Annotated in this window: 13 protein-coding genes; 10 read left to right on the top strand and 3 right to left on the bottom strand. The window is 72.7% G+C overall.

What is annotated here, in order from left to right; all coding sequences use genetic code 11:
- Nucleotides 1–168: 168 nt before the first annotated feature.
- A complete protein-coding gene (phoU, locus tag AC4H2H_RS16835) occupies nucleotides 169–852 on the bottom strand; it encodes a phosphate signaling complex protein PhoU (RefSeq protein WP_494371968.1) in 684 nt (227 codons plus the stop codon).
- Nucleotides 853–1,072: 220 nt separating this feature from the next.
- Here phoU and AC4H2H_RS16830 point away from each other — a divergent pair, with 220 nt between their 5' ends.
- The 6 genes from AC4H2H_RS16830 (at nucleotide 1,073) to pstB (ending at nucleotide 7,367) form a co-directional block, all read left to right on the top strand.
- A complete protein-coding gene (locus AC4H2H_RS16830) occupies nucleotides 1,073–2,362 on the top strand; it encodes a sensor histidine kinase (RefSeq protein WP_494371967.1) in 1,290 nt (429 codons plus the stop codon).
- Nucleotides 2,359–3,066 carry a response regulator transcription factor gene (locus AC4H2H_RS16825; RefSeq protein ID WP_494371966.1) on the top strand — a complete coding sequence of 236 codons (708 nt, stop codon included), beginning with the start codon at nucleotides 2,359–2,361 and terminating at the stop codon, nucleotides 3,064–3,066. The genes AC4H2H_RS16830 and AC4H2H_RS16825 overlap by 4 nt, the downstream gene beginning before the upstream one ends.
- Nucleotides 3,067–3,228: 162 nt before the next feature.
- Nucleotides 3,229–4,365 (top strand): phosphate ABC transporter substrate-binding protein PstS, encoded by a 1,137-nt coding sequence (locus AC4H2H_RS16820; RefSeq protein ID WP_494371965.1) that lies wholly within the window; start codon nucleotides 3,229–3,231, stop codon nucleotides 4,363–4,365.
- An 85-nt stretch (nucleotides 4,366–4,450) separates the two neighbouring features.
- Nucleotides 4,451–5,431 carry a phosphate ABC transporter permease subunit PstC gene (gene pstC / locus AC4H2H_RS16815; RefSeq protein ID WP_494371964.1) on the top strand — a complete coding sequence of 327 codons (981 nt, stop codon included), beginning with the start codon at nucleotides 4,451–4,453 and terminating at the stop codon, nucleotides 5,429–5,431.
- Complete coding sequence (pstA, locus tag AC4H2H_RS16810) at nucleotides 5,431–6,495, top strand: phosphate ABC transporter permease PstA (RefSeq protein ID WP_494371963.1); 1,065 nt, start codon at nucleotides 5,431–5,433, stop codon at nucleotides 6,493–6,495. The genes pstC and pstA overlap by 1 nt, the downstream gene beginning before the upstream one ends.
- A 92-nt stretch (nucleotides 6,496–6,587) precedes the next feature.
- A complete protein-coding gene (gene pstB, locus AC4H2H_RS16805; protein WP_494371971.1) occupies nucleotides 6,588–7,367 on the top strand; it encodes a phosphate ABC transporter ATP-binding protein PstB in 780 nt (259 codons plus the stop codon).
- A gap of 245 nt (nucleotides 7,368–7,612) precedes the next feature.
- Here the strand turns inward: pstB and AC4H2H_RS16800 are convergent, their stop codons facing one another.
- Nucleotides 7,613–8,119: a hypothetical protein gene (locus AC4H2H_RS16800; RefSeq protein ID WP_494371962.1), complete on the bottom strand. Its 507-nt coding sequence runs from the start codon at nucleotides 8,117–8,119 to the stop codon at nucleotides 7,613–7,615.
- A 368-nt stretch (nucleotides 8,120–8,487) separates the two neighbouring features.
- On the opposite strand from AC4H2H_RS16800, the gene AC4H2H_RS16795 reads away from it, so the two are divergent.
- The 4 genes from AC4H2H_RS16795 to AC4H2H_RS16780 all read left to right on the top strand — a co-directional run bounded on the left by AC4H2H_RS16795 (nucleotide 8,488) and on the right by AC4H2H_RS16780 (nucleotide 11,148).
- Nucleotides 8,488–8,970 carry a CarD family transcriptional regulator gene (locus AC4H2H_RS16795; protein ID WP_031315710.1) on the top strand — a complete coding sequence of 161 codons (483 nt, stop codon included), beginning with the start codon at nucleotides 8,488–8,490 and terminating at the stop codon, nucleotides 8,968–8,970.
- A gap of 97 nt (nucleotides 8,971–9,067) precedes the next feature.
- Entirely contained in the window at nucleotides 9,068–9,820 is a 753-nt protein-coding gene (ispD, locus tag AC4H2H_RS16790; protein ID WP_494371961.1) for a 2-C-methyl-D-erythritol 4-phosphate cytidylyltransferase, read from the top strand.
- Complete coding sequence (gene ispF / locus AC4H2H_RS16785; protein ID WP_494371960.1) at nucleotides 9,817–10,380, top strand: 2-C-methyl-D-erythritol 2,4-cyclodiphosphate synthase; 564 nt, start codon at nucleotides 9,817–9,819, stop codon at nucleotides 10,378–10,380. The genes ispD and ispF overlap by 4 nt, the downstream gene beginning before the upstream one ends.
- 108 nt (nucleotides 10,381–10,488) lie before the next feature.
- The gene (locus tag AC4H2H_RS16780; RefSeq protein WP_494371959.1) at nucleotides 10,489–11,148 is read left to right on the top strand and encodes a TetR/AcrR family transcriptional regulator; all 660 of its coding nucleotides are present in this window, start codon (nucleotides 10,489–10,491) and stop codon (nucleotides 11,146–11,148) included.
- Here AC4H2H_RS16780 and AC4H2H_RS16775 read toward each other — a convergent pair.
- The gene (locus tag AC4H2H_RS16775) at nucleotides 11,112–12,533 is read right to left on the bottom strand and encodes a D-arabinono-1,4-lactone oxidase (protein WP_494371958.1); all 1,422 of its coding nucleotides are present in this window, start codon (nucleotides 12,531–12,533) and stop codon (nucleotides 11,112–11,114) included. The two genes, AC4H2H_RS16780 and AC4H2H_RS16775, sit on opposite strands and share 37 nt — an antisense overlap.
- Nucleotides 12,534–12,586: the final 53 nt, after the last annotated feature.

Genomic DNA, 12,586 nt, shown 5'->3' with positions numbered 1-12,586 from the left:
TGGTAGACGCGGCGCCCCCACCCACCCCGGCACCCAACGCGACCACACCGCCGTCCGACAAGGAACCACGGTTCTACCTCGCACGACCACGGTTCTACCTCGCACGACCACGGTTCTACCTCGGCCGACCAGGGGTCTACTTCGGCAGACCCCGGTTCTACCTCGGGGTCACGCGGTCGCGCGGGCCGAGCCGGCCGGGGTGCCGCGGTCGTCGGCGAAGTCGCCGGTGACGAGGTACGTGACGCGCTTCGCGATCGAGACGCCGTGGTCGCCGAACCGCTCGTAGTAGCGACCGACGAGCGTGACGTCCACGGTCTCCTGCGTCGTCCCGGTCCACGTGCCGCCGAGCAGCGCGGTGAACGTGTCCTGGTGCAGCTTGTCGAGCAGGTCGTCGTCGCGCTCGATGTTCGCGGCGACGGTGAGGTCGCGCGTCGTGAGGAGCGTCGTCGTGCGGCGGGCGACACGGACGGCCGCTTCGTGCATCTGCTCGAACGTGCGGTGCAGCGGCGGCACGATCGCGTGGGCCGGGTAGCGGCCGCGCGCGACCTGCGCGACGTGGCGCGCGAGGTCGCCCATCCGCTCGAGCGTCGAGCTCATGCGCAGGGCGCTGACGACGACGCGCAGGTCCGTCGCGACCGGCTGCTGCTGCGCGAGGAGCAGGACGCAGCGCTCGTCGAGCTCGCGCTGGATGGCATCGATGGAGTGGTCGGCGGCGATGACCTGCTGCGCGAGCTGGAGGTCGGCCGTGAGCAGCGCCTGACCGGCCCGGTTCACCGCCGACTCCACCAGCCGGCTCATCTCTGCCAGGTCGTCGCCGACCTGCCTCAGCTCGGCCTCGAAGATCTCCCGCATCGCATCCCTCTCGTCGTGACCGGACGTCCCGGTCCATGACGCCGTGCACCTGGCCGCACCGGTAGGCACGCCCGGCACGCCGTCGGCTCTCCACACCGTTCCAGGCGCGGTCGACCGTGCGGTGAACTCCAGGGCGCCGCAAGATGAACTCTTCGCCGCCATGTCGCGTGCGGACCCCGGATCGACCGGGAGGTACCACGGGCGACCGTACGCTGGAGGGGTGGGAGCCGAGAGTTTCATCGAGGGCGCGACCGTGCTGCTCGCCGGGATCGTGGGCGTGGTGGTCGGCGTCGTCGCCGCCATCGCGTTCCGGGTGAGCGAGCGCCAGCAGCGTGCCGCACGGCCGGACCCGCCCGCCGACCTCGACGAGGGGCTCGTGCGGGTCCTCGCCGTGCTCCGGTCCGCGGCGGTCGTGCTCGACGACGAGGGCGACGTCGTGCGCGCGAGCCCGCCCGCGTACGCGCTCGGGGTGGTGCGGGGCGACGTGATCGCGCACGCTGCGATCCGCGACATGATCGACGACGTGCGGCGCGACGGCGTGATCCGCGACGAAGAGCTGGAGCTCCCGCGCGGTCCGGTCGGCCGCGGGACGGTCCTGCTCCAGGTGCGGGTCGCCCAGGTCGGGCCGCAGCACGTGCTCGTGCTCGCCGAGGACCGGACCGAGGCCCGGCGCGTGGAGGCGATCCGCCGCGACTTCGTCGTCAACGTGTCGCACGAGCTGAAGACCCCGGTCGGCGCGCTCGCGCTCCTTGCCGAGACCGTGCAGGACGCCGCGGACGACCCCGTCGCCGTGCGCCGGTTCGCGGCCCGCATGCAGTCGGAGGCCACGCGGCTGTCCGCGCTCGTGCAGGAGATCATCGAGCTCTCGCGCCTCCAGGTGGCGGGCGCGCTCCAGCAGGTGACCGTCGTCCCGACCCGGGAGGTCGTCGAGGAGGCCGTGGACCGCGCCCGCACGACGGCGCAGGGCAAGGGCATCACGCTCACCACGGGCGGCGATCTGGACGCGGAGGTGTACGGCGATCACAACCTGCTCGTCACGGCGGTGCGCAACCTCCTGGACAACGCGGTCGCATACTCGGGGGAGAACACGCGCGTCGGCGTCGGCGTGACGCGCGCGGGCGACCTCGTCGAGATCGCCGTGGTCGACCAGGGCATCGGCATCGCGGCCGACGAGCAGACGCGGGTCTTCGAGCGCTTCTACCGCGTCGACCCGGCGCGCTCGCGCGACACGGGCGGGACCGGCCTCGGCCTCAGCATCGTCAAGCACGTCGCCGCCGACCACGGCGGAGACGTCACCATGTGGTCGGAGCCCGGCCGCGGGTCGACCTTCACCCTCCGTATCCCGGCGGCCGACCCGCAGCCCGGGCGGACGAGGGTCGAGACAGGCACCCCCGGCGTCCCGGCGCCCCGGGTCAGCGCACGGGACCATGACGGCACGGCGGGGGCACGTGCCCGGGCCGGGCACGGCGTACAGAGCACGGACGGACAGAACAAGGAGGTAGGCGCGTGACGCGCATCCTGGTGGTGGAGGACGAGGAGTCGTACCGCGACCCGCTGGCGTACCAGCTGCGACGGGAGGGCTTCGACGTCGTCGAGGCGGCGACGGGCACCGAGGCGCTCGAGCGATTCGACGCCGACGGCGCGGACCTGGTCCTCCTCGACCTCATGCTCCCGGGCCTCAGCGGGACCGAGGTCTGCCGCGAGCTGCGCCAGCGTGGCGACGTCCCGGTGATCATGCTCACCGCGAAGGACTCGGAGATCGACAAGGTCGTGGGCCTCGAGCTGGGCGCCGACGACTACGTGACGAAGCCGTACTCGTTCCGCGAGCTGCTCGCGCGTGTGCGGGCCGTCCTGCGCCGCAGGGGCGGAGAGGTCGGGGCCGACCTCGCACCGGAGAGCGCGCTCGAGGTCGGGCCCGTGCGCCTGGACGTCGAGCGGCACACCGTCACGGTGGACGGGCAGGTCGTGCCCTTTCCCCTCAAGGAGTTCGAGCTCCTCGAGCTGCTCCTGCGCAACGCCGGCCGCGTCCTGACCCGCGGGCAGCTCATCGACCGCGTGTGGGGCACCGACTACGTCGGCGACACGAAGACCCTGGACGTCCACGTCAAGCGCATCCGGTCGAAGATCGAGCCCGAGCCGGCGACCCCGCGGTACCTGCTCACCGTGCGGGGCCTGGGGTACAAGATCGCCGACGGCGCCGTCGTCCAGGCCTGAGGCCCGCCCCCGCGGTCGTCCACGGCGGCACGGAAGGTCTGTGCACTGTTCATCCCTCGTTCACCCGCTCTGGGGCAACGCGTCACCCGGCGCTCCTACCGTCGGGATCGTCACCGGCGCTCGCTGGTGCCACCAGACGCCTTGAACAGGATGGAACGAAGAGTGAAGCTCAGCCGATACTCACGTGCTGGATCTGCCGTCGTCATCGGTGCCCTCGCGCTCACCCTGGCCGCGTGCAGCTCCGGAGACGACTCGAACGACGCCGGTGGTGCCGAGGAGACCGGGAGCGGCAGCGACCTGGAGAGCCTGAGCGGCGAGCTCGCCGGTGCGGGCGCCAGCTCGCAGGAGAAGGCCGTCGAGGGCTGGATCGCCGGCTTCGGTGACATCGCCCCCGGCGTGACGGTCACGTACGACCCCGTCGGCTCCGGCGGCGGCCGCGAGCAGTTCATCGCCGGAGCGACGAAGTTCGCCGGCTCCGACGCCCCCCTGGACGAGGAGGAGCTGGCCGACGCGCAGGAGCGCTGCTTCGGCGGCGACGTGCTCGAGCTCCCCCTCTACATCAGCCCGATCGCGGTCGTCTACAACCTGCCCGACGTGGACGCCGCCAACGTCCAGATGTCTGCGGAGACGCTCGCCAAGGTCTTCAACGGCGAGATCACGACGTGGAACGACCCGGCGATCGTCGCGGAGAACGAGGGCGTCGAGCTCCCGGCCATCGAGATCATCCCCGTGCACCGCTCCGACGAGTCGGGCACCACGGAGAACTTCACCGAGTACCTCGCGGCCGCCTCGAACGGCGCGTGGCCGCACGAGGCCAGCGGTGACTGGCCCGTCGAGGGCGGCCAGTCCGGTGCCCAGACGCAGGGCCTCATCGACACGGTGAGCGGCGCCGAGGGTGCGATCGGCTACGCCGACGCCTCGCGTGCCGGCGACCTCGGCACCGTCGCGATCAAGGTCGGCGAGGAGTACGTGCCGTTCTCGCCGGAGGCCGCGGCCGCCGTCGTCGACGCCTCGCCGCGCGCGGAGACCGCGACCGAGACGCAGCTCGTGGTCGAGCTCGACCGCGCCACGACCGAGCCGGGCGCCTACCCGCTCGTGCTCATCTCGTACTCGGTCGCGTGCGGCACGTACGACGACCAGGCCGACGTCGACAACGTCAAGGCCTACCTGACCTACGTCGCCAGCGAGGAGGGCCAGGCCCGCGCGGCCGAGCCCGACGTCGCCGGCTCTGCCCCGATCTCGGACGACCTGCGCGCCGAGGTCCAGGCCGCGCTGGACAGCATCACGGTCCAGGGCTGACGCACCGCGGGCGGGCGGGGAGCGCGACTCCCCGCCCGTCCGTGCCGGTCTGCCTGCACCTCCTCCCACACCCGACGGAGCATCAGTGAGCGTCACCAGCCCACCCCGGCAACGCACCGAGCCGAAGCCTGCGACCCGACGTGCGCCGTCGGCCGGCATCGGCGGCCGTGTCTTCTCCGGCCTGGCCCACGGGGCCGGCATCCTCATCCTCGTCACGCTCGCGGCGGTCGCGGCGTTCCTCCTCATCGAGGCGTGGCCCGCACTGACGGCCAGCCCCGAGGAGCTCGCGGAGATCTCCTGGTTCTCCGGCGGTTCGCTGCTGGCCTACATCGGCCCGCTCGTCTTCGGGACGGTCCTCGCGTCCGTCCTGGCCCTGCTGCTGGCCGTCCCGGTCTCGGTCGGCATCGCGCTGTTCATCTCGCACTACGCCCCGCGCCGGCTCGCCCAGAGCCTCGGGTACCTCGTCGACCTGCTCGCCGCGGTCCCGTCCGTCGTGTTCGGGCTGTGGGGCGCGCTGTGGCTGGCGCCGGTGCTCGACCCGTTCTTCCGTTGGCTGTCCTCGTCGCTGGGCTTCATCCCGCTGTTCGAGGGCTACCAGGCGCCCGCGCGCAACGTCATGACGGCGGCCGTCGTGCTCGCCGTGATGCTGCTGCCCATCGTCACCGCGGTCTCGCGCGAGGTGTTCCTCCAGACCCCGACGCTCCACGAGGAGGCCTCGCTGGCCCTCGGCGCGACGCGCTGGGAGATGATCCGCCAGGCCGTGCTGCCCTTCGGGCGCTCGGGGGTCATCAGCGCCGCCATGCTCGGCCTGGGCCGCGCGCTCGGCGAGACCATGGCCGTGCTCATGGTCATCTCCCCCGGGTTGCTCTACTCGTTCTTCCTCCTCAAGCCCGGTCAGCACCAGACGATCGCGGCCAACATCGCGGCGCAGTTCCCCGAGGCGTCGGGGCTGTCGGTGAGCGTCCTCATCGCCACCGGCCTGGCCCTGTTCGTCATCACCTTCGCCGTCAACTTCGCGGCCCGGGCCATCGTCGCCCGTCGCAAGGACTTCTCGGGAGCCAACTGATGACTGTCGACACTCCCGTGCAGCAGACGGCGCTCCAGCTCACGTCGGGCGCCACGCGCCTGGCCCGCTGGGTGCCCTACGCGTTCGTGGGCGGCGCGCTCGTCGCGTCCTTCCTGGTCCTCCTCGTGGTCGGCGACCCGACGTTCGCCGGCGTCCTCGGGCTCGGCGCCGTGCTCTACGCGGTCGGCCTGACGATCACGTCGCGCGTGGTCGAGGGCGCGCGCTACGCGACGGACCGCCTCGCGACCACGCTCGTGACCTTCGCGTTCCTCCTCGCCATGATCCCCCTCGTCTCCCTCGTGTGGACGGTCGTCTCCTACGGCGCCGAGCGGTTCAGCTGGGCGTTCCTCACCACGGACATGGTGGGCGTCTACGGCTCGATGACGAGCGGCGGCGTCTACCACGCGATCGTCGGCACGCTGCTCGTCACGCTCGCGTGCGCGGTCATCGCCGTCCCGCTCGGCATCCTCACGGCGATCTACCTCGTGGAGTACGGTCGCGGCGCCCTGGCACGCGGCATCACGTTCCTCGTGGACGTCATGACGGGCATCCCGTCCATCGTCGCCGGGCTCTTCGCGTTCGCGCTCTTCACCCTGCTCTTCGGCCCCGCGTTCCGTGCCGGGATCATGGGCGCCGTCGCGCTCGCCGTGCTCATGACGCCCGTCGTCATCCGCTCGGTCGAGGAGATGCTGCGGCTCGTGCCCAACGAGCTCCGCGAGGCGTCGCTCGCGCTCGGCGTCCCGAAGTGGCTGACGATCCTCAAGGTCGTCCTGCCGACGGCGATGGCGGGCATCGTCACCGGCGTCATGCTGGCCGTCGCGCGCGTCATCGGCGAGACGGCCCCGCTCCTCCTGACGATCGGGCTCGTGAACCAGGTCAACTGGGACCTCTTCGACGGTCGCATGGCGACGCTGCCCGTGTTCGCCTACCGCCAGTGGGCGCAGGGCGGCTCCGGGGTGGACCGCGCCTGGGCCGCGGCCCTGACCCTCATCATCCTCGTGATGCTCCTCAACCTCGCGGCGCGCCTCGTCAGCCGCTGGTTCTCGCCCAAGAAGGCCCGATGAGCACCGCGACGTCCGCCCGCAGCGGCGGCGACCCCACGACCCCTCGGCACGCGGCCCGCACGGGCGCCGGGACCCCGGAAGGACCGAACGACATGAGCAACCGGATCGACGTCAAGGACCTCAACATCTTCTACGGCGACTTCCTCGCCGTGCAGGACGTCAGCATGACGATCGACCCCAAGTCGGTGACCGCGTTCATCGGTCCGTCCGGCTGCGGCAAGTCGACGTTCCTGCGCGCCCTCAACCGCATGCACGAGGTCATCCCCGGTGCGCGCGTCGAGGGCACGGTCGCGATGGAGGGCGTCGACCTCTACGGCAACGACGTCGACCCCGTCGCCGTTCGCCGCCAGGTCGGCATGGTCTTCCAGCGTCCGAACCCGTTCCCCACGATGTCGATCAAGGAGAACGTGCTCGCGGGCGTCAAGCTGAACAACAAGCGCATCTCGCGCAAGGACGCCGACGAGCTCGTCGAGCAGTCGCTGCGCGGTGCGAACCTGTGGAACGAGGTCAAGGACCGGCTCGACCGTCCCGGCTCAGGCCTCTCGGGCGGCCAGCAGCAGCGCCTGTGCATCGCGCGCGCCATCGCCGTCAAGCCGCAGGTGCTCCTCATGGACGAGCCCTGCTCGGCGCTCGACCCGATCTCGACGCTCGCGATCGAGGACCTCATCGCCGAGCTCAAGGACGAGTACACGATCGTCATCGTCACGCACAACATGCAGCAGGCGGCGCGCGTGAGCGACCGGACGGCGTTCTTCAACATCGCGGGCACGGGCAAGCCCGGCCGCCTCATCGAGATGGACGAGACGGCGACGATGTTCTCGTCACCGACGCAGCAGGCGACCGAGGACTACATCTCGGGCCGCTTCGGGTGAGCTGAGGGTCGGTCCGGTCCGGACCGTGGGGTTGCCCCGCGACAGGGTCGGACCGTGTGCTCGGGCTGGCGCGCCGTCGCCGTGGGCTGTCGGCTCACGTTCGCGAGCGCGCCTTCACGCCCCTCGCACACGGTCCGACCCTGTCGCTCGTCCCGGGCGTCGCGTCCGCAGCGCGGCGCGTCGAGACGGATCGCGTAGGTGTCGAGCCTCGTCGGTCCGCTCGCTCGACCGGGCTGGCCGACGGGTCAGGGCAGGAGGTGCGCGTACTCCTCGAGGGTGCCGTCGAGGACGGGGAGCGACAGGGTCTCCTCCTCGCCGGTGGAGACGCTCACGGTGACCGGGAGCACCGCGCCCGGCGCGGCGTCGACGCGCCCGAACATGGCCTCGAAGCCGTCCTCGGCCCCGAGGTAGACCGTCTCGCCGGCGGCGACCGGCACGGTGACCGCCGCGCCGCCGTCGGGCAGGACGTCGAACTCGACGTCCTCGGAGGTGTCGTTCGCGAACGCACCGATCAGCGTGCCGGGCTCGCCCTCCGCGGCGCTGACGACCATGAGGTTGAGGCCGCGGAGGTCGTCGGTGAGGTCGACGCGCAGGCCGTCGGAGGGGTCGTAGACCTGGTCGGTCTCGATGGGGGAGCACGCGGACGCGACGACGATGCTCGCGACCACGACCGGGACGGCCCAGTACCGCGGCCGGCGGGCCGTCCGGGATGCCGCTCGGGACGCTGCTCGGGGGGTCGGGGTGCTGGTCACGTGCTCTCCAAGGCGCGAGGGTGGCAAGGTTCTCCGCCGCTCAGCCTAGTGCGTCGCGGCGCACGGGGCGGCCCGGGCAGCGGCCTGCGCGCCCGGCGTGAGCGGTGTCACGCCCGACCCGACGGCGCGTGGTCGGCACGCTGGTCGGCGACCTGGACGGGCAGCCCGAGGGGCACCGTGTCGTGAAGGTTCGGTGCGTGGCGCCCGGGCCCAGGGCCGAGGTTGCCGGGGCTGGTCGTCGGACACCTCGTACGAGGCGTCCGACCTGCGAAGACACCGCTACACAGGGGTCGTCCGAGGCCGAGAGGGCTCGGGTTTCCGCCATTCCGCGTGATAAGGTGGACCTCCGCGAAAGGGGACATCTGCAGATGACGTTCACAGTAGGCGAGACCGTTGTCTACCCGCACCACGGCGCCGCGCTGATCGAGGAGATCAAGACGCGCACCATCCGCGGAGAGGACAAGATCTACCTCAAGCTCAAGGTCGCGCAAGGCGACCTGACCATCGAAGTCCCAGCCGAGAACGTCGATCTCGTCGGCGTGCGTGACGTCGTCGGTCAGGAGGGTCTCGACCGCGTCTTCGAGGTGCTGCGTGCACCTTACACGGAGGAGCCGACCAACTGGTCGCGCCGATACAAGGCGAATCTCGAGAAGCTCGCGTCGGGCGACGTGATCAAGGTGGCCGAGGTCGTGCGCGACCTCTCCCGCCGGGACGCGGACCGCGGCCTCTCGGCCGGGGAGAAGCGCATGCTCTCGAAGGCGCGCCAGATCCTCGTCTCGGAGCTCGCGCTGGCGGAGCACACCGAGGAGGACAAGGCCGAGGCGATCCTCGACGAGGTCCTCGCCTCCTGACGTCGCAGCGCCTCGCGGCACTCGCGTTCGAGCACCGGGGAGGGCGTCGTCCGAACGGACGGCGCCCTCCCCGTCGTCGTGCCGGTACGGTGTGCCCGTGCCGACTCTCGCCGTCCTCACCGCCGCGGGCTCCGGGACGCGTCTCGGGATAGACCTGCCGAAGGCGCTCGTGGAGCTCGACGGCCAGCCCCTCGTCGTGCACGCCGCTCGCCGGCTGTGCGCGTCCGGCGTCGTCGACGTCCTCGTCGTGACGGCTCCGACCGGTCTGCGCGACCACGTGGCCGCTCTGCTCGGCGACGACCCGGCGATCGACCGCCCGGTGCGCGTCGTCGAGGGCGCAGGGACGCGACAGGCGTCGGTGGCCGCCGGTCTACGGGCGATGCACGCGCTGGACGAGCTCACCGGAGCCGCCGACGTCGTCCTCGTGCACGACGCCGCGCGGCCGCTCGCGCCGCCTGCGCTCGTCCGGCGCGTGGTGGCGGCCGTGCGCGCGGGCCATGCCGCCGTCGTCCCTGGCCTGCCCGTGGCCGACACGATCAAGCGCGTCGTGCGCGCGAAGGGCTCGGGCGACGTGGAGACGGTCGTCGCGACGGTCGACCGGTCCGACCTGCGCGTCGTGCAGACCCCGCAGGGCTTCGACCGTGTGGTCCTCGAGCGGGCGCACGCGTCCGCCGCCGGTCGCGCGGACGACGAGGGCGCCGCCGCGACCGACGACGCCGGCCTCGTCGAGGCGCTCGGCCTTCCTGTGCACGTCGTCGCCGGTGACGTCGCCGCCGCGAAGATCACGACGGCCCACGACCTGCGCGTCGCCGCGCTGAGCCTGGCCGCCGACCCGGAGGAGGAGCGATGACCACCCCCGCCGACCGGACGCCGTCGGACCCGCCCGTCCCGACGCCCGCTCCGACGTCCGTGCCGTCGAAGGTGCCGCTGCCGCGCACCGGCGTGGGCGTCGACGTGCACGCGTACGCGCCCGAGGGCGAGGACCGTGAGCTGTGGCTCGGCGGGCTGCACTGGCCGGGCGAGCGCGGGCTCGCCGGCCACTCCGACGCCGACGTCGCCGCGCACGCGGCGGCCGACGCGCTGTTCTCCGCGAGCGGCCTCGGGGACCTGGGGTCGAACTTCGGCACGAGCGCGCCGGAGTGGGCGGGGGCGAGCGGTGCTCGCCTGCTCGCGGAGGCCGCGCGACGCGTGCGCGCCGCAGGCTTCGAGATCGGGAACGTCGCGGTCCAGGTGATCGGGAACCGCCCCCGGCTGGGACCGCGCCGGGCAGAGGCGGAGGCCGCGTTGAGCGCCGCGGCGGGCGCACCGGTGACCCTCACGGCCACGACGACGGACGGGTTGGGCCTCACGGGCCGCGGCGACGGCCTCGCGGCGGTCGCGACGGCGCTCGTGGCGGTGGGCGCCGGGTGATGAGGCTGAGCACGGCAGCGGGTGCCGGGGCTCCGGCCAGCAACTACGATCGCGGGGAGCGCGACGAGTGTTCGACTTCCCGCAGTACGACACAGGGATGAATCGCACATGAACCGAATGTCCGTCGAGGAACGCCGGGCCCAGCTGGTGGACGCCGCGATGACCGTCGCCGTCCGCGAGGGTGTCGAGGCGGTCACGATCCGCGGGGTCGCCGCGGAGGCGGGCGTCTCGCTGGGCGTCGTGCACTACTGCTTCGAGGACAAGGACGAGCTCCTCCAGGCGATGGGCAACAGCCTCGCGCTCGTCGCGTCCGAGCCGGTCCGCGCCGCCCTGGACGTCGAGGGCGACGTCGTGGCGCTGGCGCACGCGGCCGCCGACGGGTTGTGGAGCGGCCTGACGCCGCGCCGCCACATGCGTCTCCTGACGTTCGAGTTCGCGACCGCGGGCGTGCGCAGCAGGGCGCTGCGCTCGGTGGCCCACACCCACCTCGAGCAGACCTGGTCGATGACCCGCGGCTTCCTCGAGAACGTCGCGGAGCGCGGCGACGTGACCTACTCCGTGGACATGGCCTTCCTGTCACGCATCGTCGCCGGCTACATCGACGGCATCGAGATCGCCTGGCTCGTCGAGCAGGACGACGAGACCGCGATCCGCAGCTTCCACGCGCTCGCCGAGTACGTGCTCTCCCTCATGGTCCGCCCGGACGGGACGCCCGTGCGTCCCGACGGGCCTCAGCCCGTCGCCTCCAGGTCCGACGAGACGGACTGAGGGGCCGGGCCGAGCACGCGGTCCGTGTACCCGTTCGCGAAGACGCCCTCGGGGTCGGAGGTGTCGCGCACGGCCAGGAAGTCCTCGAACCGCGGGTAGAGCGCGGCCAGCCGCTCGGCGTCGAGGCCGTGCAGCTTGCCCCAGTGGGGTCGTCCGTCGACCTCCGCGACGATGCGCTCGACGGCGTCGAAGTAGCGCCCGTGGGCCAGCCGCTCGTACTGGTGCACGGCGACGTACGCGGTGTCGCGACCGTGCGCGGTCGACAGCCACACGTCGTCGGCCGCGGCGAAGCGGACCTCGACGGGGAACGGCACGTGCTCGCCGGACCGGTTCAGCCAGCCGTCGATGCTCGCCAGGACGTCGGCGAGGTGCTCGCGCGGCACGGCGTACTCCATCTCGCGGAACCGGACGCGCCGCGACGTGACGAACACCTGGTGCGAGGGCGCGACGTAGGTGCGCGGGGCGAGCGCGCGCGCCGAGACGGCGTTGAGCCGGGGCGTGACCCGCGGGACGGCGGTCGCGAGCCGGTTGACGAGCTCGAACGCCCCGTTGGACAGCAGCTCCTCGTCGACCCAGGTGCGGGCGCGCGCGACCGGTCCGGGACCGGACGCCCGCAGCCGCGCCAGCTCCGCCGCCTCGTCGTCGGCGGTGAGGCGGTTGTTGCGCTTGGTCAGCGCACGCCGCGTGTGCGGGAACCAGTAGAACTCGAAGTGGTCGTTGCCGCCGACGAGACCGTCCGGGTCGTCGTCGGGCGCCGCCAGCCCGTCGAGGACGCGGTCGAGGGGCCACGGCTCCTCCTGCGCGCGCAGCAGGTAGGCAGGGACGACCTCGAGCGTCACGGCCGACAGCACGCCGGTCGCGCCGAGTCCGAGGCGGCTCGCCTCGAACAGCCCCGGGTCGTGGGACGGGGACGCCGCGCGGACCGTGCCGTCGGGCCCGACGACGCGCACGCCGCGCACCTGCGTCGCGAGCCCGCCGAGCTGGGCGCCGGTGCCGTGCGTGCCCGTGGAGATCGCGCCCGCGACCGACTGGCGGTCGATGTCGCCGAGGTTGCGCATCGCGAGCCCCGCGGCCGCGAGGGCCGCGTTGAGCCGGTGCAGCCGGATGCCCGCGCCGACGGTCACGAGGATCTCGTCCGCGTCCTCGTCGCGCGCGATGCGCTCGACGAGGCTCACGCGGTCGAGGTCGAGCAGGAGCCCGTCCGTCACCGCGGCGGGCGTGAACGAGTGCCCGGCGCCGACGGCGCGCACGTGCAGTCCGTCGTCCGCCGCGCGTGCGACGAGCGCGGCGAGCTCGTCCTCGTCCCGCGGCGTGGCACGACGGCGCGGGGTCGCCGTGGCGGTGCGGGCCCAGTTGGTCCAGGGGAGGGCGGCGTCGCTGCTCACACGACGTACCTTCTCACGACGGCGGAGGCCGCTCCCGACGACCTGCACAGCCT

The organism is Cellulosimicrobium sp. BMG9.22, assembly GCF_059159975.1.
The sequence above is the reverse complement of the archived record's forward strand: the minus strand, read 5'-3'. Positions and strand labels throughout refer to the sequence as shown.